Origin of the sequence: Aeromicrobium sp. UBA7512, from assembly GCF_002476985.1 — a bacterium.
In the GTDB taxonomy this organism is placed as follows: domain Bacteria; phylum Actinomycetota; class Actinomycetes; order Propionibacteriales; family Nocardioidaceae; genus Aeromicrobium; species Aeromicrobium phoceense.
In genome coordinates this window covers 1-18,527 of sequence record NZ_DLNK01000002.1, presented here as the reverse complement: position 1 = coordinate 18,527, position 18,527 = coordinate 1, and the positions used below count along the sequence as shown (strand labels likewise).

Here is an 18,527-nt window from a genome sequence, read left to right as displayed (position 1 = left end):
GAGACGTGGTCATCGCGTTCTCCGTGCTGCTCGCCCTGAGCAGCGTGCTCATGATCGTCCTCGTGCTGATGCACAAGGGCCGAGGCGGCGGTCTGTCCGACATGTTCGGCGGTGGTGTCTCCAGCTCGCTGAGCGGCTCCTCCGTCGCCGAGCGCAACCTCGATCGCATCACCGTCGGCACCGCCGTGGTGTGGGTCGTGTGCGTCTTCGCACTCGGCCTGCTGCTGAAGGTGAGCAACTGATGGCCGCCGGAGCGATTCGCGGCAGCCGCATCGGCGCCGGCCCCATGGGCGAGGCCGAGCGTGGCGAGGCCGCACCGCGCCAGGCGATCTCGTACTTCTGCGTGAACGACCACTCGGTCACGCTGAACTTCGCGATCGAGGCCGAGGTGCCCGCCGAGTGGGACTGCCCGAAGTGCGGCATGCCCGCGAGCATGGACTCGGACAACCGGCCCGACGCGCCCAAGACCGAGCCGTACAAGACCCACCTGGCCTACGTGAAGGAGCGCCGCTCCGAGACCGAGGCCGCCGACATCCTCAAGGAAGCCCTCGACACCCTGCGCAGCAAGCGCAAGACCGGCGAGATCATCTTCTGAGGGCCGAGGCCGCTCTGCGGCCGACTCGCCCGAAGAGGTTGAGGTGCGAGGGCGCTCAGCGCCCGAAGCCTCGAAACCCGGTCGATGAAGGGACCACGGAATCACCCGTGGTCCCTTCGTCATTCGGCGTGATCTCGATACACCGTCTCGCTGCGCTCGCCGGCACTCGATCACCGGTTGCTCAGCGAGGCAGGCGCGAGGCGGCGGCGGTGTCGAGGAACCAGACGGTCTCCTCGAGCCCGCGCGCGCCGGCGGCGGGCGCCTGGTCGATCGGCGTGCCGATCATGGCCTTCGCGACCGCCTCGGCCTTGTCGGCGCCCGAGACCACGAACCAGGTGGCGCGCGTGTGGTTCAGCGCCGGGTAGGTCAGGGAGATGCGCTCCGGCGGCGGCTTGGGGGAGTCGAAGACCTCGACGGCGAGGCGCTCGGTCTCGTGCACCTGCGGGTGGCCGGGGAACAGCGACGCGATGTGCGCATCGGGCCCGACGCCGAGCAGCACCACGTCGAACGGGTCCTCCGGCAGCGTCTTCGCGTAGGCGTCGGCCGCCTCGGCCATCGAGAGCTCGCAGCCGTGCGCCGGCATGGCGTGGACGTGCTCGTCGGGGATGCCCAGGCGGTCGAGGAAGCCCTCGCGAGCCTGACGGTCGTTGCGGTCCTCGTGACCCTCGGGCACGAAGCGCTCGTCGCCCCACCAGTACTCGGCCACGCGCCAGTCGGCGTTCTCGCTCGACACGCGACCGTAGATCTTCGTCGCGATGGACCCACCGGTGAGCACGATCCGCGGGGTGCGTCCCGCGGTGGCGACGGCGTGCACGCGAGCCGCGAGCTGGCGCGACACCGCCAGCGCCAGGTCGTCGGCGCTGTCGAAGATCTCGATCATCCTCAGTCCTTTCCGGTGTGCAGGTGCTGCAAGGTCTCGCCGTAGATCTCGTCCGCGTCGAGGCGGCGCAGGTCCTCGGCCAGCAGCTCGGGGATCGTGCGGCGGCGGATCGGCACCACCCGGGGCGACGAGCCGGGCACGCTGAACTCGCAGCTCATCTCGCTCGTGCGCTTGATGTCGATGTCACCCACGTCGGTGAACAGGGTGACGCGCTGGATCTGCGAGCCGGAGTCGTCGTCCACGAACTCGATCGGGACCCCGAGGCGGCACTCGAGCCACGCCTGCAGCAGGACGGCGACCGGGTTGACGTCGTCGGCCAGGATGCGGCCGCCGGTCGCCGAGCCCGAGGTCTGGTCGAGGGCCGCGGCGAGCAGGGCGCGCCACAGCGTGAGCCGGGTCCAGGCCAGGTCGGTGTCGCCCGGGTCGTAGCCGGGCGCGAGCTTGTGGAGCCACTGCACCGGCGCCGGCGTGCGCTCGGAGTCGGTCAGCCGGCGGCGGGCGAGGCGACCGATGGGATCGAGCGAGGGCTCCAGCGGGCCCACACCGGGCCACCAGACCACGACGGGGGAGTCGGGCAGCAGCAGCGGCAGCACCGCGGACTCCGCGTGCTTCACGAGCGGGCCGGACATGCGCAGCAGCACGGATTCGCCCGGAGAGCCCGCGCCGACCCGCACGCGGGCGTTGAGGCGCGGCTTGCCCCGTCCGTCGCCCAGGATGACGCCCAGGACGCGGGAGGGGTGCTCGTGCTGCAGGACGTTGGCGGACTTCATCGCCTCGGCCACGTTCTCGTCGTCGGTGACGATGAGGAAGGTCAGCACCATGTCCATGGCGGGGCTGCCCGCGAGGGAGCGTCCCTTGGTCAGCGCCTTGGCGACCGCCGCGGCATTCGTGTCCTCGAGCAGCAGGTCCATCAGGGTCGCCTCCAGACGCGGCCGTCGCGCGCGAGCATGTCGATCGCCGACTGCGGGCCCCACGTTCCGGCTTGGTACGTGTCGATCGAGCGCTTGCGCGACCAGTGCTCCATCACGGGATCGAGGATCTCCCACGAGAGCTCGACCTCCCGGTGCTGCGGGAACAGCGGCGGATCGCCCAGCAGGACGTCGAGGATGAGTCGCTCGTACGCCTCGGGGCTGCTCTCGACGAACGAGCCGCCGTAGACGAAGTCCATGTTGACGTCGCGGATCTCCATCGTGGTGCCGGGCACCTTGGCGCCGAACCGCATCGTGACGCCTTCGTCGGGCTGGATGCGCATCACGAGGGCGTTGTGCCCCAGCTCGGTGACGTCGTTGCTCGGGAAGGGCAGGTGCGGAGCCTTCTTGAACACCACCGCGACCTCGGTGACGCGCCGTCCGAGTCGCTTGCCGGTGCGCAGGTAGAACGGGACACCGGCCCACCGCCGTGTCTCGATGTCGAGGCGCAGCGCGGCGAAGGTCTCGGTGAGGGACTTGGAGTCGATGCCCTCCTCCTCGAGGTAGCCGACGACCGGCTGGCCACCGGCCCAGCCCTCGACGTACTGCGCGTGGGCGGTGTGCTTGTCCAGGTCGTCCGGGAGCCGCACACTGCGCAGGACCTTCTGCTTCTCGAGCCGCAGGCTGGCGGCATCGAACGCGACGGGCTCCTCCATCGCCACGAGGGCCAGCAGCTGCAGCAGGTGGTTCTGGATGACGTCGCGGGCGGCGCCGATGCCGTCGTAGTAGCCGGCGCGCGAGCCGATGCCGATGTCCTCGGCCATCGTGATCTGCACGTGGTCGACGTAGTTGGCGTTCCACACCGGCTCGAACATCTGGTTGGCGAAGCGCAGGGCCAGGATGTTCTGGACCGTCTCCTTGCCCAGGTAGTGGTCGATGCGGAAGACCGACTCGGACTCGAAGACGTTGCCGATCAGCTGGTTGAGCTCCTTGGCCGACTCGAGGTCGTGACCGAAGGGCTTCTCGATGACCACACGGCGCCAGCCCGTGCCGGGCTTGGCCAGGCCGTGCTCGTCGATCTTGGACACGACCGTGGGGAACAGACCGGGCGGGATCGACAGGTAGAAGGCGTGGTTGCCGCCGGTGCCCTGCCGCTCGTCGAGCTTCGTGAGGGTCTTGGCCAGCTCCTCCCACGCGTCGTCGTCGTCGAACTGGCCAGGCACGAACTTGATGCCGGCGGCCAGCTGCTTCCAGACCGTCTCGCTCCACTCGGTGCGGGCGCCGGCCTTGGCGGCCTTCTTGAGCAGGGCGGCGAACGTGCCGTCGCCCCAGTCGCGCCGGGCGAAGCCGACGAGGCCGAAGCCCGGGGGCAGCAGGCCGCGGTTGGCCAGGTCGTAGATCGCGGGGATGAGCTTCTTGCGCGCGAGGTCGCCGGTGACACCGAACATCACGACGGTGCAGGGTCCCGCGATGCGCGGCAGACGGCGGTCGCGCGGATCGCGCAGGGGATTGGGGCTCATGCCAGGGCGTCCTTGATCGCTCGCAGGCCGGCATCGACGTCGTGGAGGTGCAGCCGCAGGACCGGACGTCCCTTGTCGCGCAGGACCTGGGCGTCACCGGCCGCCTGGGACACGATGAACTGGCCGAGGGTGAAGTCCCGCCCGGGCACGGCAAGGTCCTCCGCCGGGTCGCAGGTGACCTGCAGGAAGACGCCGACCGGGGTCCCACCCTTGTGGTACTGGCCGGTGGAGTGCAGGAAGCGCGGGCCCCAGCCGAACGTCACCGGTCGCGAGAGCCGTCCCGCGAGCTGCGGCGCCAGCGACTCCAGCCCCTCAAGAGCCCAACGGTCGAGGTAGAACTGCAGCGCGAGGTACTCACGCTCGCCGACCTGGCCCAGCAGCTCGCTGATCGCGTCCTCGATGCTCTGCGCCGAGGACCCGTAGATGTCGGCGACCTCGCCGGCGTGGTCGGGCTCGGGGAGCGAGGCGTCGCCGCCCAGCAGCTCGCGGGCTGCCGCCTTGGCGCTCTCGACGTCGGGCTGGTCGAACGGGTCGATCGACAGCAGGCGCCCGGCGACGGCCGTGGCGACCTCCCAGATCAGGAACTGCCCGCCGAGCGAGCCGTGGACCGCTGCGGCCCAGGGAGCGTCGGGGACGTCCTCGGTCCCGAGGTGGACGACGAACTCGTCGGGGGTGGTCGGGTCGGTCGCCGACTGGGCCACGACCGGGAGGATGCCGGTGGCGTCCTTGCCCGTCGACTCCGCCACGAGCTGCTCGATCCAGTCGCCGAGGCCGTGACCGTCGTGGTCGAACAGGACGACCTTGTCGACCCCCTCGCGGGCGGCGACGCCGAGCGCGGCGCCGAGCTCCAGGCCGTCGTTCTCGGGGCTGTCGTCGCCCAGGGAGGGCACGACCTCACCGGCTTGGTCGAGCAGCGCCCCGATGTCGGCGCCGGCCAGCCCGCTGGGGACCAGGCCGAACGCCGTCAGCGCCGAGTAGCGGCCGCCCACGTGAGGATCGGCCCGGAAGACGCGGTAGCCCGCGGCGGTGGCCTCCTCGTCGAGGGGCGAGCCCGGGTCGGTCACGACCACGAGGTGGCCGGCCGGATCGAGGCCGGCGTCGCGGAACGCCTGCTCGAAGATCCGGCGCTGGCTGTCGGTCTCGACGGTGCCGCCGGACTTGCTCGACACCACCACGACGGTGTGCTCCAGGTCGTGGACCGCGGACCGGACCATGTCGGGCTGCGACGAGTCCAGCACGTCGAGCGGCACGCCGGCGGCGGCGCAGATGACCTCGGGCGCGAGCGACGAGCCGCCCATCCCGCACAGCACCACGCGCGTGATGCCGCGGGAGGCCAGCTCGTCGCGCAGGGCCACGATGTCGGGGACGAGCGCGCGCGAGGACTCGTGCAGGGTCACCCAGGAGAGCCGGATGGACGCCTCGGACTCCGCCTCGGGACCCCAGAGGGTCCCGTCCTCGGCGAACAACCGAGAGGCGAACCGTTCCGCGACGAGCGCCTGGACGGCGCCGTCGACCGACTCGTGCTGGGGCGGGTGGACGCGGAGCCGGTTCGTCATGTTCAGGCCTTGTCGAGCTCGGCCCGGACGGTCTCGAGGAGCTCGGCCCACGAGTCGTCGAACTTCTGGAGCCCCTCGTCCTCGAGCTTCTCGACGACCTCGTCGTAGGAGATGCCCTGCGCCTCGAGGTCGTCGATCACCTGCTGGGCCTCGGCGGCACGACCGGTGACCGTGTCGCCGGTGACCTCGCCGTGGTCGGCGAAGGCCTCCAGCGTCTTCTCGGGCATCGTGTTGACCGTGCCGTGAACGACCAGCTCGGTCACGTAGAGCGTGTCGGAGTACGCCGGGTCCTTGACGCCCGTGGAGGCCCACAGGGGGCGCTGGGGGTGCGCGCCCTTGGCGAGCAGCTCCTTGGCCCGGTCGGATCCGAAGACCTCCTCGTAGGCCGCGTAGGCCAGCCAGGCGTTCGCCAGCGCCGCCTTGCCGCGCAGGGGGCTGTCCTGGGGGAGCCGGCCGTCGACCTCGGCGTCGACGCGGCTGACGAAGAACGACGCGACCGAGTGGATCTTCGACAGGTCGCGACCCTCGGCCGCGGCCTGCTCGAGGCCGTAGAGGTACGCGTCCATCACGCCGCGGTAGCGCTCGAGGGAGAAGATCAGCGTGACGTTGACGCTGATGCCCTTCGCGATCGACGCGGCGATGGCCGGCAGGCCCTCACGGGTGGCCGGGATCTTGATCAGCAGGTTGGGGCGGTCGATCTCGTTCCACAGCCGCTCGGCCATCTCGACCGTGCCGTCCGTGTCACGGGCGAGGCCCGGCTCGACCTCGATCGACACGCGACCGTCGAAGCCGTCGGTGGCGTCGTAGACCGGACGCAGGATGTCGCACGCGTCGCGCACGTCCTTGGTCGTGATCGCGAAGACCGTGGCGTCGACGTCGGCGCCGGAGGCCTTGAGCTCCGCGACCTGCTTCTCGTACTTCTCGCCCTTGGCGAGAGCGGACGCGAAGATCGTCGGGTTGGTGGTCACGCCCACGACGTGACGCTCGGTCACCAGCTGGGCGAGGTTGCCGGTCTCGATCCGCTCGCGGGAGAGGTCGTCGAGCCAGATCGACACCCCCGCGTCGCTGAGAGCCTTCAGTCGTTCGGTCATGTCGATCACTCCTGAGATGGTGGTCAGTGGGTGGTGTCGGGGAGCACCGGGCCGGTCGGTCGGGCGAAGACCGGCACGCCCCCCTCGTGCTGGGCGGCCTGGATGGACTCCATCGCCGCGTCGACCGTGGAGGCGGCCGTGATGCCGAAGCGCTCGTACAGCTCGCTGTAGTTGGCCGAGGCGCCGAAGTGCTCGAGGGAGATGATCCGTCCGGCGTCGCCGACGATGTCACGCCAGCCGAACGCGACACCGGCCTCGACGACCACGCGCGCCCGCACGTGCGGCGGGATGACGCTGTCGCGGTAGGCCTGGTCCTGCTCCTCGAACCACTCGCGGCACGGCATCGAGACGACGCGCGCGCCGATGCCCTGCTCGGCCAGCGTGCTGCGCGCCTGGACCGCGAGCTGCACCTCCGAGCCGGTGGCCACGATGATCACGTCGGGCGTGGCGTGGTGCAGCTCGGCGGGGGAGTCTAGGAGCACGTAGGCGCCCTTGGCGGCCTCCGACGCGGCGGCGTACTCGCCGTCACGCGGGAACACGGGCAGGTTCTGCCGGCTGAGCGCCAGCGCCGCGGGGCGGTGGTGGCGCTGCAGGATCGTGGACCAGACGGCCACGGTCTCGTTGGCGTCGGCCGGGCGGACGACGTCGAGGCCGGGGATCGTGCGCAGCGCGGCGAGGTGCTCGACCGGCTGGTGCGTCGGTCCGTCCTCGCCCAGGCCGATGGAGTCGTGCGTCCACACGTAGGTGACCGGCAGCTCCTGCAGTGCGGCGAGGCGCACCGCGGGGCGCATGTAGTCGCTGAAGACCAGGAACGTGCCGCCGTACGGCCGGGTGGGGCCGTGCAGCGCGATGCCGTTCATGATCGAGCCCATCGCGTGCTCGCGGATGCCGAAGTGCAGCACGCGGCCGTACCAGTCGCCGGAGAACTTCTTGGTGGAGTTCTGCGGCGGCAGGAAGGACGGCTGGTCCTTGGGGGTCGTGTTGTTCGAGCCGGCGAGGTCGGCGGAGCCGCCCCACAGCTCGGGCAGGTGCGGCGCGGCGGCCGACAGGAAGTCGCCCGACGCCACGCGGGTGGCGACGCCCTTCTCGTTCGGCTCGTAGACCGGGAGGTCGGCGTCCCAGCCGTCAGGCAGCTCGCGCGACGTCAGACGGTCGAGCAGCGTCTTGCGCTCACCATTGGCCGTGACCCAGAGGTCGAAGCGGGTCTGCCACTCCTCGCGGGCGTCGGCGCCGCGCTGGATCGCACCCCGCGTGTGCTCGAGCACGTCGTCGTCGACGGCGAAGTCGACCTCGGGATCGAAGCCGAGCAGCTCCTTCGTGGCCTTGATCTCGTCGGCCCCGAGCGCCGAGCCGTGCGCCGCGCCGGTGTTCTGCGCGTTCGGCGCGGGCCAGGCGATGATCGTGCGCAGCACGATGAGGCTGGGGCGGTCGGTGACGAGCTTCGCCGAGGCGAACGCGTCGGCGAGGGCGTGCACGTCCTCGCGGTACTCGCCGCCGCCGTGGGTCCAGTCGACGGTCTGCACGTGCCAGCCGTAGGCCTCGTAGCGCAGGGCGACGTCCTCGGTGAACGCCACGTCGGTGTCGTCCTCGATGGAGATCTTGTTGTCGTCGTACAGCAGCGTCAGGTTGCCCAGCTCCTGCAGGCCGGCCAGGGAGGAGGCCTCGCCCGAGACGCCCTCCTGCAGGTCGCCGTCGGAGCAGATCGCGTAGATGTCGTGGTCGAACGGGCTCTCACCCGGACCGGCGAAGGGATCGAAGAGGCCGCGCTCGCGGCGGGCGGCCATCGCCATGCCCACCGCGTTGGCGACGCCCTGACCCAGCGGGCCGGTGGTCACCTCGACGCCGGGGGTGTGGCCGTACTCGGGGTGACCCGGCGTCTGGCTGCCCCACGTGCGCAGGCTCTTGAGGTCGTCGAGCGACATCGGGTAGCCCGACAAAAAGAGCTGGATGTACTGGGTCAGGCTCGAGTGCCCGCACGACAGCACGAACCGGTCGCGGCCGATCCACGACGGATCGGCGGGATCGTGCCGCATCAGCTTCTGGTAGATCAGGTACGCGGCGGGCGCCAGGCTCATCGCGGTTCCGGGGTGGCCGTGGCCGGCCTTCTGGACGGCATCGGCCGCCAGGAGTCGCGCCGTGTTGACGGCGCGGTCGTCCACGTCCGACCAGTCGATCGTCGGTTCAGTGGCATGAGGGGCGTTGGTCACCGCGGCACTCCTGGGTCGTCACGTGGTTGGTCGAACGAGGTCTGCGTCTTGAGCCTATCCGTCGGGCATTAGACTCTGCCATGTGACCGTCACTCCGCATGCCTCCGACGAGCACACCCGAATCGATCGGCCCAGCCGCCGCGATGTGGTGCTCGCCTACGTGGCCCTGACCAAGCCCCGCATCATCGAGCTGCTGCTGCTCACCACCGTGCCGGTGATGTTCCTGGCGCAGCAGGGCGTTCCCGACCTGTGGCTCGTGGTGGCGACCCTGATCGGCGGCACGCTCTCGGCCGGGTCGGCCAACGCGCTGAACTGCGTCGTCGACGCCGACATCGACCAGAAGATGCGTCGCACGGCTCGCCGTCCGTTGCCCCGTCACCAGGTGGGCACGCAGGCCGCGCTGAAGTTCGGGCTCATCCTCGGCGTGCTCTCCACCGCCTGGCTCGGCCTGACGGTCAACTGGCTCTCGTCGGCGCTCGCGCTGGCCGCCAACGTCTTCTACGTCGTGGGCTACACGATGATCCTCAAGCGACGCACCACGCAGAACATCGTGTGGGGCGGCGCCGCGGGATGCTTCCCGCCGCTGATCGGCTGGACCGCCGTCACGAACGAGCTGGCCTGGACCCCGATCCTGCTCTTCCTGGTGGTCTTCTTCTGGACGCCGCCGCACTTCTGGGCGTTGGCGATGCGCTACCGCGAGGACTACGCCGCCGCCGACGTGCCGATGCTGCCGTCGGTCGCCCCGTCGGCCGAGGTCGGCCGTCAGATCGTCCGCTACACGTGGGCCACGGTGCTGACGTCGGTGCTGGTGTGGCCGGTCGCCGACACGGGCTGGTTCTTCCCGTCGATGGCGATCCTGCTGGGCATCGTCTTCCTGCTGGAGGCCTACGACCTGCGGGCCCGCGCCCGCGAGACGGAGGAGCTGTCGATCATCAAGCCGATGCGGCTGTTCCACTTCTCGAACGCGTACCTGGCGCTGCTGTTCGTGGCCGCCGCGATCGATCCCTTCATCGGCTGAGCGCCTCACGCGCCGTAGGCTCGGAGCCATGCGCGCCTTCCTCTCCTGGATCCTCCCGGCCGTCGCCACGTTCGCCGCGTGGTGGCTCTTCCTCGGGATGGACGAGAACGACACCTACTCCGTGCTGCAGGTGGCCGGCCTCGTCGTCGTCCTGATCGTGATCGGCATCGCGGCAGGCTGGCTCGCACGCAGCAGTGAGCTGCTCGGCGTCATCGTCTCCGCCGTGGTCGGCGTGGCCGCCGCCTGCTGGACAAGCTGGTCCGACGACGAATCGGGTCTGTTCGTCGTGGGCTGGGGGATGGTCGTGTTCGGCATGGTGGTCAGCACCGTCCTGGTCGTCATGATCACCTCCGCGTACCGCCAGTCCCGGCTGCGCCGCGACGCCCAGCCGTGACGACCCCGATCCGGCCCGTCGAGCCCGATGACTGGGCCCGCTGGCGTGCGATCCGGTTGCGCGCCCTCGAGGAGGACGCGCCCGCCTTCGCCTGCAGCGCGCACCGCTGGATCGAGGGTGGCGACAGCGAGCAGCGCTGGCGCGAGCGGATCGCCGCGCCCGGTCGCCTCTTCCTCGCGACGCAGGACGGCCGGGACGTCGCGATGATCGGACTGGCCCCCGGTGACGAGCCCGAGCTGATCTCGATGTGGGTCGCGCCGGAGGCCCGGCGCAGCGGGATCGGCGTGGCGCTCGTCGAGACCGTGGTGCGCGAGGCGGGAGCGCGGCCGCTCCGGCTGCGTGTCATGGCGCAGAACGCCGGCGCGATCGCCTTCTACGAGAGGTGCGGCTTCGTGCTGACCGGCGAGCCGGTCGACGAGGAGGGCACGCTCACGATGCGGCGGGCCGGGACGCCAGCCACCACCACGTGGTCACCGCCAGCAGAACGGCCGCGCCGACCAGGTGCGTCGCCACCAGCACGATCGGCAGATCAGTGAAGTACTGCACGTAGCCGACGAGTCCCTGGGCCAGCCCGGCGGCCAGCACGAGCAGGCCGATGCGGCGCGCGCGGTCGCGCAGCAGCACGATGGCGACGACGGTCAGGATGAGGAACAGCCACACGGAGATCGCGTGGGTCCGGCTCCACCACGCCGGGTCGAGGTCGTTGCGCGGCGCGTCGGCGTCGCCCGCGTGGGGGCCGCTGCCCGTCACGATCGTGCCGAGGTAGATCGCCGCCAGCAGCACGACGTACGCCGCCCGCACCACCCAGGCCGCCCGGGGCTCCACCGTGCCCTCCGCCTCGCGCAGCGAGACCAGGAACACCGTGGACGCGACCACCAGCGCCATGGACAGGATCAGGTGCAGCGACACGATCCACGGGTTGAGGTCGGTCAGCACGGTGATGCCGCCGATGACGCCCTGGAACGGGATGCCGATCGCGATGCCCAGCACGAGGCGCAGCTGCGTGCGCGTGGCGCCGGTCCAGCGCCACGTGGCGACGACGGCACCGATGGCGACGACGACCAGGACGTACGTCAGCATGCGGTTGCCGAACTCGATCGCGCCGTGCCAGCCGAGGGCGCCGTGGGGGACGAACGACTCGTCGGTGCACCGGGGCCACGTGGGGCAGCCCAGGCCCGAGGCCGTCAGCCGCACCAGCCCACCCGTCAGGATGATCAGGGTGTTGGCGACGAGGTTGGCCCACGCCCACTTCTCGACCGTCGACTTCGACACGGTGCGTCGAGAGACCGCACTCACTCCCATCGGAACCACCTTCCGGCGGCTGCCGCGGCACCCACGGCCCACGCGGCGATCACCGCCACGGAGAACGTACCGGGCGAGCCGGTCATGAACGCGTCGCGCAGCCCCTCGCCGAGAGCGCCCGAGGGCAGCAGCGCCAGCAGGCCGCGGACGGCCTCGGGGTACTGGTCGAGCGGGAGCAGCAGCCCTCCGCCGACGAGGAGCAGCACGTAGACGAGGTTGGCCAGCGCGAGCGTGGCCTCGGCGCGCAGGGTGCCGGCCAGGAGCAGGCCGAGCCCTCCGAACGCCACGGTGCCGAGCAGGCCCAGCACGAGGAGCCAGCAGGTGCCGGCCACGGGTGCCTCGGGCCGCCAGCCGAGCGCGACGGCCAGCCCGCCGAGGACCGCGAACTGCGCGAGCTGCAGGATCGCGACGGCGCCGACCTTGCCGGCCAGCAGCCCGCCGCGGGACAGGGGAGTGGCGCCGAGGCGCTTGAGCACGCCGTAGCGGCGCTCGAACGCCGTCGCGATCGCGAGCGACGTGAACGACGTCGAGACGATGGCGAGCGCGAGCACACCGGGCGCCAGCACGTCGAGGGGCCGATCACTGTCGATGAACCGGTCGGATCGCGAGCCCACGACGAGCAGCAGGATAGGGATCACGAAGGTGACCACCATCTGCTCGCCGTTGCGGACGGTGAGCTTCAGCTCCATCGCGGTCTGCGCCCAGGTGCGGCGTAGGCGCGAGGCGGCGCCGGGCGCGGGGGAGAGGTCGAGGGACGTCATCGCAGCTCCCGCCCGGTGAGCTCGAGGAAACGGTCCTCGAGGGTCTGGTGCTCGACCAGGACGGACTCGATCAGGACGTCGTGCGCCGCGCACCAGCCGGTGATGCGGTGCAGGACGGCCGGGTCGACCTCCGTGGTGAGCACGTACTGGCCGGGCTCGGGCTCGGTCACGGCGGCGCCCTCGGGCAGCTCCTTGACCAGCGAGTCGCGGTCGAGGCCCGCGCGCGTGCGCAGGCGGATGGTGTTCTGGGCGCCCGCGGCCACGAGCTCGGAGGGCGTTCCCGAGGCGATCACGCGGCCGGCGTCGACGATGTGGACGTGGTCGGAGAGCTCCTGGGCCTCGTCCATGTAGTGCGTCGTCAGGACGGTCGTGACGCCGTGGTGGCGCAGCTCGTCGACGAGGTCCCACGTGGCCCGGCGCGACTGCGGGTCGAGCCCGGCGGTGGGCTCGTCGAGGAACACCAGCTCCGGGCGGCCCACGATCGCCATCGCGAGGGACAGGCGCTGCTTCTGGCCGCCCGAGAGGCGCCGGTACGAGGTGCGGCCGAACGACGCCATCCCGAGCCGCTCGACGAGGGGCTCGACGGGCAGCGGGTCGGCGTAGAGCGAGGCCATGTGGCGCAGCATCTCGCCGGCGCGGACGCCCAGCCAGGCGCCGCCGGACTGCAGCATCACGCCGACACGGGGGCGCAGCTCGGTGGCGTCGGCCACCGGGTCCAGGCCCAGGACGCGCACGCGGCCCGACTGCGGGCGTCGGAAACCCTCACAGGTCTCGATCGTAGTGGTCTTCCCCGCGCCGTTGGGCCCGAGGATCGACGTGACGGTGCCCGGCTCGACCGTCAGGGTGAGTCCGTCGACCGCGCGGACCTCCGCGCCGCCGCGGCCGTATCGCATGACGAGGTCGCGAACCTCCACGGCGGGAGTCGTCGTCGTCGAGGGCACCAGAACATTCTAGGTGTGGCAGGTTGAAGCCATGGACCTGCCCGTGATGCCACCGCTGGCACCGATGCTCGCCAAGTCCGCGAAGCAGGTGCCGCACGCCGACGGCCACCTGTACGAGCCCAAGTGGGACGGCTTCCGCGCCATCGTCTTCCGTGACGGCGACGAGATTGAGATCGCCAGCCGCTCGACCAAGTCGCTCACCCGCTACTTCCCCGACGTCGTGGAGTCGATCCGGCAGAACGTGCCCGAGCGCTGCGTCCTCGACGGCGAGATCGTGATCGCCAGCGACGGCCGGCTGAGCTTCGACCTGCTCTCGAACCGCATCCACCCTGCGGAGTCGCGCGTCACCATGCTCGCCCGTGAGACGCCCGCGTCGTTCGTGGTCTTCGATCTCCTCGCGCTGGACGACCGCTCGTTCCTCGACGAGCCGCTGTCGGTCCGGCGCGAGTCGCTCGTCGAGGCGCTGTCGGCCGCACGGCCGCCCGTGCACGTCACCCGGGTCACCGCCGACCCCGAGGAGGCCGAGCGCTGGTTCACGACGTTCGAGGGTGCGGGGCTCGACGGCGTGATCGCGAAGCAGCTCGACGGGGCCTACGTCCCGAACGGCCGGGCGATGCTCAAGGTGAAGCATGCGCGCACGGCCGACGTCGTGCTCGCCGGCTACCGGCTCCACAAGAACTCCACCACCGAGCGGCCGCTGCTGGGCTCGATGCTCCTCGGCATCTACGCGGACGACGGGCGGCTCCAGCACGTGGGCGTCGCGGCCTCGTTCACCGAGGCGCGTCGCGCGGAGCTCATCGACGAGCTCGCGCCGCTGGAGCTGGCCGAGGGGGAGTCCCACCCGTGGGACCTCTGGCGTGACGAGCAGGCCCAGGCCTCGGGTCGCCTGCCCGGCGGGCAGAGCCGGTGGACGGGCACGAAGGACCTGTCGTTCGTGCCGCTGCGCCCCGAGCGGGTGCTGGAGGTCGCCTACGAGCACATGGAGGGGGAGGGCGACCAGGCCCGCTTCCGCCACATGGGCCGGTTCCAGCGCTGGCGCCCCGACCGTGAGCCGGAGTCCTGCACGTACGACCAGCTCGAGGAGGTCGCGCGCTACGACCTCGGCGACGTGCTGATCTGACTCACCAGGGCTCGAACTCGTCGAAGTCCTCCACCTGGAACGTCTCCACCTCGGTGGGAACCTGCTCGGACGAGGAGTCGCGGGCGACGGTGCTCATGAGGAAGAGCAGGGCGACGGCCACGGCGGCGATCAGTCCCGCGATGACGAATCCGCTGATCCCGGCCCGTGCCTGGTGCGGCAGCGAGCCACGGATGGGCACCTCCTGGCCGTTGAGCAGCATGTACCCGTCGCGGATGCGGTCCCGCGAGCCCGTGGCGCGAGGGGCCGTAGCGGCGGAGCGACCTCCCTCGACGCGTTCGGTCCACGCGGATCCGTTCCAGTAGCGGCGTCCGCCGCCGCCGGCCGGATCGTCGTACCAGCCCGCGGGCGCCTGCTTCTGGGTCACCTGATGACAGTAGCGAACCGCCCCGCCGGAGGGAGCCCGACGGGACGGCCCGTGACAGTGGAACGGGCGTCGGGAATGAACATGACGTAACCCTCAGTTGCGTTGTCAGTCCGTCTCGTCGGCCTTCTTGCGCGACGGCTGCACGCGGCGCGGCTCGCCCGGCATCTTGGGGTAGTCCGGCGGGTACGGCATCTCGCCGAGTCCGTTCTCCTCGTCGCGGTCGTACCAGTCGAGCAGCGTCTGCAGCGAGTGGTGGACGTCGTCGATCTCCGACCACGGGTCGGGTCGTCGCCCCAGCAGCGCGGGAACGGTCGTGAGGTTCAGGTCGCGCGGGTCCTCGACGTCGAAGAGCTCGTCCCACGTCAGCGGGGTGGAGACGGGCGCACACGGCTTCGGGCGCAGGCTGTAGGCGCTGGCGATGGTGCGGTCGCGGGCGTTCTGGTTGAAGTCGACGAAGATCGCGGCGCCCCGCTCCTCCTTCCACCAGGCCGTGGTGACGGCGTCGTCGCGGCGCTCCAGCTCACGGCCGAACGCCAGGGCCGCGTGACGGACGTCGGTGAACGTCCACTTCGGCTCGATCCGCGCGAAGATGTGCACGCCGCGGTTGCCGCTGGTCTTGGCGAACCCGCGGATCCCGATCTCCTCGAGCAGCTCCTTGGCCACCTTCGCGACCCGCTGCGCGTCGTGGAAGTCGGTGCCCGGCTGCGGATCGAGATCGATGCGGATCTCGTCGGGGTGGTCGACATCGGCGCGGCGCACGGGCCACGGGTGGAACGTGATGGTCCCCATGTGGGCGGCCCAGGCGGCGACGGCGATCTCGGTGGGGCAGATCTCGTCGGCGCGGCGACCCGAGGGGAAGTGGATGCGCACCGTCTCCAGGTACGGGGGAGCGCCCTTGGGGACGCGCTTCTGGTAGAACGCGTCGCCGTGGCCGTCGGCGCGGGTGGCCATCACCATGTCCTCGCGGACGCCCTTGGGCCAGCGCTCCAGCGTGGTGGGGCGCTCGCGCAGCGCGCGCATCAACCCGTCCTCGACGGCCACGTAGTACTGGACCACCTCGAGCTTGGTGATGTCCGGCGTGCGGTCGGTCTTCTCGTAGATCACGCGGTCGGGGCTGGAGACGCGCACGGCGCGCCCCCCGGCCTCGACCTCGGCTGCGGCTGCCCCCATGGGGCGACCCTACTGTCAGTCGACCTCGGTGACGATGGATTGGACCTCGAGGACCGGCACGGCGGTCGTGGCCGTGGTGCTGATCGTGAGCAGGTCCTGGGCGCCGGCCGGGACGTCGATGACGCGGCCGCCCATCTCGAAGCGGATGTCGTACGTGATCGTCATCGTGGCCTGGTAGTCCCCGGCTCGCCGGAACGTCATCGAGCACTCGTCCGACTTCGCGGTGACCAGAGGGCAGTCGATCGTCTGGCCGCCGGCGCTGACGGTCATGCCGCGCGGCGACGCGATCGCACGCATGCCGAGGGCGGGGGAGCCCACGACCTCACCGGCGGGGGCACCCTCGGCCCACCACCAGGTGTCGAGGTTCACGAGCGTGCGCGTGGGCGGGTTGAACACCGCGGTCACGGTGGGCAGCTGCAGGGCGCCGCGGGCCGCCTCGATGCGGTCGAGGATCGTGACCATCTGGAACTCGGTGTCCCAGTAGTAGGTGCGGATCTCCTCGGCGTCGGCGTTCTCCTTGCACGACGTGAAGATGAGCTTCTCCGCGTCCTCGGGCTTGTCCTTCAGGCTGGGGTCGTCCTCGCGGGCCTTCTCGATGTCCTGGATCGCGGCCGGGTCGTTCATGTAGCAGGCGCGGTTGCCCTGGCAGAACTCGTTCCACAGATCGAAGAAGGTGCACTCGGGCGCAGCGGGGGTGCCGCCCCCGCCACCGTCGCCGCCGCCTCCATCGTCGCTCCCGCCCGACCACGTGATGCAGCCGTACTGCAGGCCGTCGGCCGCGGGATCGGTGTCGCCCCAGGCGGTGCAGACGGGGTCGGCGTGGGCCGGGACCATGAGCACGAAGAGCGTGACCATGACGGTGGCCAGCAAGGCGCCCGTGCGCCGGGCGAGGGTCAGCACGAGATCCCGCTCGGGGTGTCGGCCTCGCCCACGATGAGCCAGGTGCCGTCGGTCTGCTCGAGCCGGTGACTGCTGGCGTACCAGCCGGCGGCCTCGGGCTCGACGACCTCGCCGTCGGCCTCGGCGCCCCACTCGTCCTCATTGACGCAGACCGTGGCGATCGCGGAGGTCCCGTCGACCGTGGCGGTGTAGTCGCGCAGCTCCGGCTCGCCGGTGCGGCGGAAGTTCCCGGCCTCGAACTGCGCGTAGCGCGCGAGCATCGGCTCGGTCTCCGAGGGGGCCAGGGTGCGGCTGAAGTCGGCCGTGTCGTAGGCGCCCGAGGTCTCGACCCGGACGCGCTCGTCCCAGTAGGCCTCGAGGACCGCGACGGCCTCGTCCTGCGCGGAGGCGGTCGGCGTGGGCGTCGTGGTGGCGGGCGTGTCGGAGCCGTCGTCGCCACCGCAACCGCCCAGCAGCAGCGCCCCGGCCAGTGCCATCGCGCACGTCGTGATGCGCATCCCCCTTGCAAGCATGGGCACGATTGTAGTGAAGAACTGCCGCCCGGTCTCCCACGCGGTGGGCGTGACGGGAGTGAGGTACGGCTCACTGAGGCGAGCCTTCGTTGAATGCGAGGAATCAATAACGCAACAATGGTGTTGTGAAATACGTGAGCGTGGATCATGAGGTGTCGTCGGTCGACGACCTCTCCACGCGCGATCGCGTCGCCGAGAGCATCCTGGAGAACGGTCCCAGCACCGCCACGAGCCTGGCCACCCGCCTCGGACTCACCCCCGCCGCCGTGCGTCGCCACCTCGAGCACCTCGTCGAGCACGGCCTCGTGGAGTCGCGCGAGGAGCGCGTCCGGGGCCAGCGTCGCCGCGGCCGCCCCGCCCGGGTCTTCGTTCTCACTGCCGCCGGCCGCGACACGTTCGCGCACACCTACGACGACCTGGCCGCCGACGCGCTGCGCTTCCTGCGCGCCACGGGCGGCGACTCCGCCGTCATGGACTTCGCGCGTCACCGGCTGGCCGAGTTCCGCAACCGGTACGAGCGGCTGCTGGCCGACGTCCCGGTCGAGGACCAGGCCTCGGTGCTCGCGCGGGCGCTGACCGACGACGGCTTCGCGGCCTCGGCCAGCTCCACCCCGCTCGGCGAGCAGATCTGCCAGCACCACTGCCCGGTGGCCCACGTCGCCGAGGAGTTTCCCCAGCTGTGCGAGGCCGAGACCGAGGTCTTCGCCGAGCTGCTGGGCTCCCACGTCCAGCGCCTGGCGACCATCGCCCACGGCGATGGCATCTGCACCACGCACCTGCCCCGCACCACCCAGTCCACCCATGTCACCGCTGTGTCTCCAACTGAAGGGGAGTCGTCATGACGACCACGAACGACACGACCTCGATCGAGGACCTGAACCCGGGTCTGAAGGATGTCGGAAACTACGAGTTCGGCTGGCACGACGCCGACGTCGCCGGAGCCAGCGCGCAGCGCGGCCTCAGCGAGGCCGTCGTGCGCGACATCTCGGCCAAGAAGAGCGAGCCCCAGTGGATGCTCGACCTGCGCCTGAAGGGCCTCAAGCTCTTCAACCGCAAGCCGATGCCCACGTGGGGTGCCGACCTCGACGCGATCGACTTCGACAACATCAAGTACTTCGTCCGGTCGACCGAGAAGCAGGCGACCACGTGGGAGGAGCTCCCCGAGGACATCAAGAACACGTACGACCGCCTGGGCATCCCCGAGGCCGAGAAGCAGCGCCTCGTCTCCGGCGTCGCCGCGCAGTACGAGTCCGAGGTCGTCTACCAC

General features: G+C 70.9%; 20 protein-coding genes and 1 pseudogene. 8 read left to right on the top strand and 13 right to left on the bottom strand.

Annotated elements, in window-relative coordinates; all coding sequences use genetic code 11:
* Positions 1-5: 5 nt before the first annotated feature.
* Complete coding sequence (gene secG / locus B2363_RS00975) at positions 6-242, top strand: preprotein translocase subunit SecG (RefSeq protein WP_078698291.1); 237 nt, start codon at positions 6-8, stop codon at positions 240-242.
* Positions 239-595 (top strand): RNA polymerase-binding protein RbpA, encoded by a 357-nt coding sequence (locus B2363_RS00970; protein ID WP_376785958.1) that lies wholly within the window; start codon positions 239-241, stop codon positions 593-595. Before secG ends, B2363_RS00970 begins: the two co-directional genes overlap by 4 nt.
* A 181-nt stretch (positions 596-776) precedes the next feature.
* Here B2363_RS00970 and pgl read toward each other — a convergent pair whose 3' ends face one another.
* Genes pgl through tkt form a run of 6 tightly spaced genes read right to left on the bottom strand, consistent with a single transcriptional unit; the run spans position 777 to position 8,757 of the window.
* Positions 777-1,475 carry a 6-phosphogluconolactonase gene (gene pgl, locus B2363_RS00965; RefSeq protein ID WP_286927815.1) on the bottom strand — a complete coding sequence of 233 codons (699 nt, stop codon included), beginning with the start codon at positions 1,473-1,475 and terminating at the stop codon, positions 777-779.
* 2 nt (positions 1,476-1,477) lie between these two features.
* Positions 1,478-2,386: a glucose-6-phosphate dehydrogenase assembly protein OpcA gene (locus tag B2363_RS00960; RefSeq protein WP_286927813.1), complete on the bottom strand. Its 909-nt coding sequence runs from the start codon at positions 2,384-2,386 to the stop codon at positions 1,478-1,480.
* A complete protein-coding gene (gene zwf, locus B2363_RS00955; protein ID WP_286927811.1) occupies positions 2,386-3,903 on the bottom strand; it encodes a glucose-6-phosphate dehydrogenase in 1,518 nt (505 codons plus the stop codon). Before zwf ends, B2363_RS00960 begins: the two co-directional genes overlap by 1 nt.
* Positions 3,900-5,459, bottom strand: coding sequence for a glucose-6-phosphate isomerase (locus B2363_RS00950; RefSeq protein WP_286927809.1), 1,560 nt, complete (start codon positions 5,457-5,459; stop codon positions 3,900-3,902). Before B2363_RS00950 ends, zwf begins: the two co-directional genes overlap by 4 nt.
* A 2-nt stretch (positions 5,460-5,461) precedes the next feature.
* Positions 5,462-6,550, bottom strand: coding sequence for a transaldolase (gene tal / locus B2363_RS00945; RefSeq protein ID WP_286927807.1), 1,089 nt, complete (start codon positions 6,548-6,550; stop codon positions 5,462-5,464).
* A gap of 23 nt (positions 6,551-6,573) precedes the next feature.
* A complete protein-coding gene (gene tkt, locus B2363_RS00940) occupies positions 6,574-8,757 on the bottom strand; it encodes a transketolase (RefSeq protein WP_286927805.1) in 2,184 nt (727 codons plus the stop codon).
* Between the two features lie 82 nt (positions 8,758-8,839).
* Between tkt and B2363_RS00935 the strand changes: the two genes are divergently transcribed.
* From B2363_RS00935 to B2363_RS00925, 3 genes are read left to right on the top strand one after another with little or no spacing between them, the layout of a single operon-like run.
* Positions 8,840-9,775 (top strand): heme o synthase, encoded by a 936-nt coding sequence (locus tag B2363_RS00935; RefSeq protein ID WP_286927803.1) that lies wholly within the window; start codon positions 8,840-8,842, stop codon positions 9,773-9,775.
* Positions 9,776-9,803: 28 nt separating this feature from the next.
* Positions 9,804-10,169: a hypothetical protein gene (locus B2363_RS00930; RefSeq protein WP_181755608.1), complete on the top strand. Its 366-nt coding sequence runs from the start codon at positions 9,804-9,806 to the stop codon at positions 10,167-10,169.
* Positions 10,166-10,705: a GNAT family N-acetyltransferase gene (locus tag B2363_RS00925; protein WP_286927799.1), complete on the top strand. Its 540-nt coding sequence runs from the start codon at positions 10,166-10,168 to the stop codon at positions 10,703-10,705. Before B2363_RS00930 ends, B2363_RS00925 begins: the two co-directional genes overlap by 4 nt.
* On the opposite strand, the gene B2363_RS00920 is transcribed toward B2363_RS00925, so the two are convergent.
* From B2363_RS00920 to B2363_RS00910, 3 genes are read right to left on the bottom strand one after another with little or no spacing between them, the layout of a single operon-like run.
* A complete protein-coding gene (locus B2363_RS00920) occupies positions 10,599-11,471 on the bottom strand; it encodes a COX15/CtaA family protein (protein ID WP_286927796.1) in 873 nt (290 codons plus the stop codon). The two genes, B2363_RS00925 and B2363_RS00920, sit on opposite strands and share 107 nt — an antisense overlap.
* Positions 11,462-12,232: an ABC transporter permease gene (locus B2363_RS00915; protein ID WP_286927794.1), complete on the bottom strand. Its 771-nt coding sequence runs from the start codon at positions 12,230-12,232 to the stop codon at positions 11,462-11,464. The genes B2363_RS00920 and B2363_RS00915 overlap by 10 nt, the downstream gene beginning before the upstream one ends.
* The gene (locus tag B2363_RS00910) at positions 12,229-13,173 is read right to left on the bottom strand and encodes an ABC transporter ATP-binding protein (RefSeq protein WP_286927792.1); all 945 of its coding nucleotides are present in this window, start codon (positions 13,171-13,173) and stop codon (positions 12,229-12,231) included. Before B2363_RS00910 ends, B2363_RS00915 begins: the two co-directional genes overlap by 4 nt.
* Positions 13,174-13,204: 31 nt before the next feature.
* Between B2363_RS00910 and B2363_RS00905 the strand changes: the two genes are divergently transcribed.
* Positions 13,205-14,293, top strand: coding sequence for an ATP-dependent DNA ligase (locus B2363_RS00905; protein WP_286927790.1), 1,089 nt, complete (start codon positions 13,205-13,207; stop codon positions 14,291-14,293).
* Position 14,294: 1 nt separating this feature from the next.
* Here the strand turns inward: B2363_RS00905 and B2363_RS00900 are convergent, their stop codons facing one another.
* The 4 genes from B2363_RS00900 to B2363_RS00885 all read right to left on the bottom strand — a co-directional run bounded on the left by B2363_RS00900 (position 14,295) and on the right by B2363_RS00885 (position 17,260).
* On the bottom strand, positions 14,295-14,678 hold the full coding sequence (locus B2363_RS00900; RefSeq protein WP_286927788.1) for a DUF2510 domain-containing protein: 384 nt from the start codon (positions 14,676-14,678) through the stop codon (positions 14,295-14,297).
* Positions 14,679-14,783: 105 nt separating this feature from the next.
* Positions 14,784-15,848, bottom strand: coding sequence for a DNA polymerase domain-containing protein (locus B2363_RS00895; protein ID WP_286927786.1), 1,065 nt, complete (start codon positions 15,846-15,848; stop codon positions 14,784-14,786).
* 15 nt (positions 15,849-15,863) lie between these two features.
* A complete protein-coding gene (locus B2363_RS00890) occupies positions 15,864-16,748 on the bottom strand; it encodes a hypothetical protein (RefSeq protein WP_286927785.1) in 885 nt (294 codons plus the stop codon).
* Positions 16,742-17,260, bottom strand: coding sequence for a hypothetical protein (locus B2363_RS00885; RefSeq protein WP_286927784.1), 519 nt, complete (start codon positions 17,258-17,260; stop codon positions 16,742-16,744). The genes B2363_RS00890 and B2363_RS00885 overlap by 7 nt, the downstream gene beginning before the upstream one ends.
* A 125-nt stretch (positions 17,261-17,385) precedes the next feature.
* Here B2363_RS00885 and B2363_RS00880 point away from each other — a divergent pair, with 125 nt between their 5' ends.
* Positions 17,386-18,102, top strand: coding sequence for a helix-turn-helix transcriptional regulator (locus tag B2363_RS00880; RefSeq protein ID WP_376785951.1), 717 nt, complete (start codon positions 17,386-17,388; stop codon positions 18,100-18,102).
* A pseudogene (locus B2363_RS00875) lies at positions 18,099-18,527 on the top strand (Fe-S cluster assembly protein SufB); the annotation flags it as partial. The gene B2363_RS00880 and the pseudogene B2363_RS00875, both read left to right, overlap by 4 nt.

Bases quoted from the DNA above. Each gene is read 5' to 3' on its own strand.
- zwf (WP_286927811.1), bottom strand. From the start codon at position 3,903: ATGAGCCCCAATCCCCTGCGCGATCCGCGCGACCGCCGTCTGCCGCGC.
- B2363_RS00920 (WP_286927796.1), bottom strand. From the start codon at position 11,471: ATGGGAGTGAGTGCGGTCTCTCGACGCACCGTGTCGAAGTCGACGGTC.
- B2363_RS00885 (WP_286927784.1), bottom strand. From the start codon at position 17,260: ATGCTTGCAAGGGGGATGCGCATCACGACGTGCGCGATGGCACTGGCC.
- B2363_RS00895 (WP_286927786.1), bottom strand. From the start codon at position 15,848: ATGGGGGCAGCCGCAGCCGAGGTCGAGGCCGGGGGGCGCGCCGTGCGC.
- tal (WP_286927807.1), bottom strand. From the start codon at position 6,550: ATGACCGAACGACTGAAGGCTCTCAGCGACGCGGGGGTGTCGATCTGG.
- B2363_RS00950 (WP_286927809.1), bottom strand. From the start codon at position 5,459: ATGACGAACCGGCTCCGCGTCCACCCGCCCCAGCACGAGTCGGTCGAC.
- B2363_RS00915 (WP_286927794.1), bottom strand. From the start codon at position 12,232: ATGACGTCCCTCGACCTCTCCCCCGCGCCCGGCGCCGCCTCGCGCCTA.
- B2363_RS00930 (WP_181755608.1), top strand. From the start codon at position 9,804: ATGCGCGCCTTCCTCTCCTGGATCCTCCCGGCCGTCGCCACGTTCGCC.
- B2363_RS00905 (WP_286927790.1), top strand. From the start codon at position 13,205: ATGGACCTGCCCGTGATGCCACCGCTGGCACCGATGCTCGCCAAGTCC.
- B2363_RS00960 (WP_286927813.1), bottom strand. From the start codon at position 2,386: ATGGACCTGCTGCTCGAGGACACGAATGCCGCGGCGGTCGCCAAGGCG.
- pgl (WP_286927815.1), bottom strand. From the start codon at position 1,475: ATGATCGAGATCTTCGACAGCGCCGACGACCTGGCGCTGGCGGTGTCG.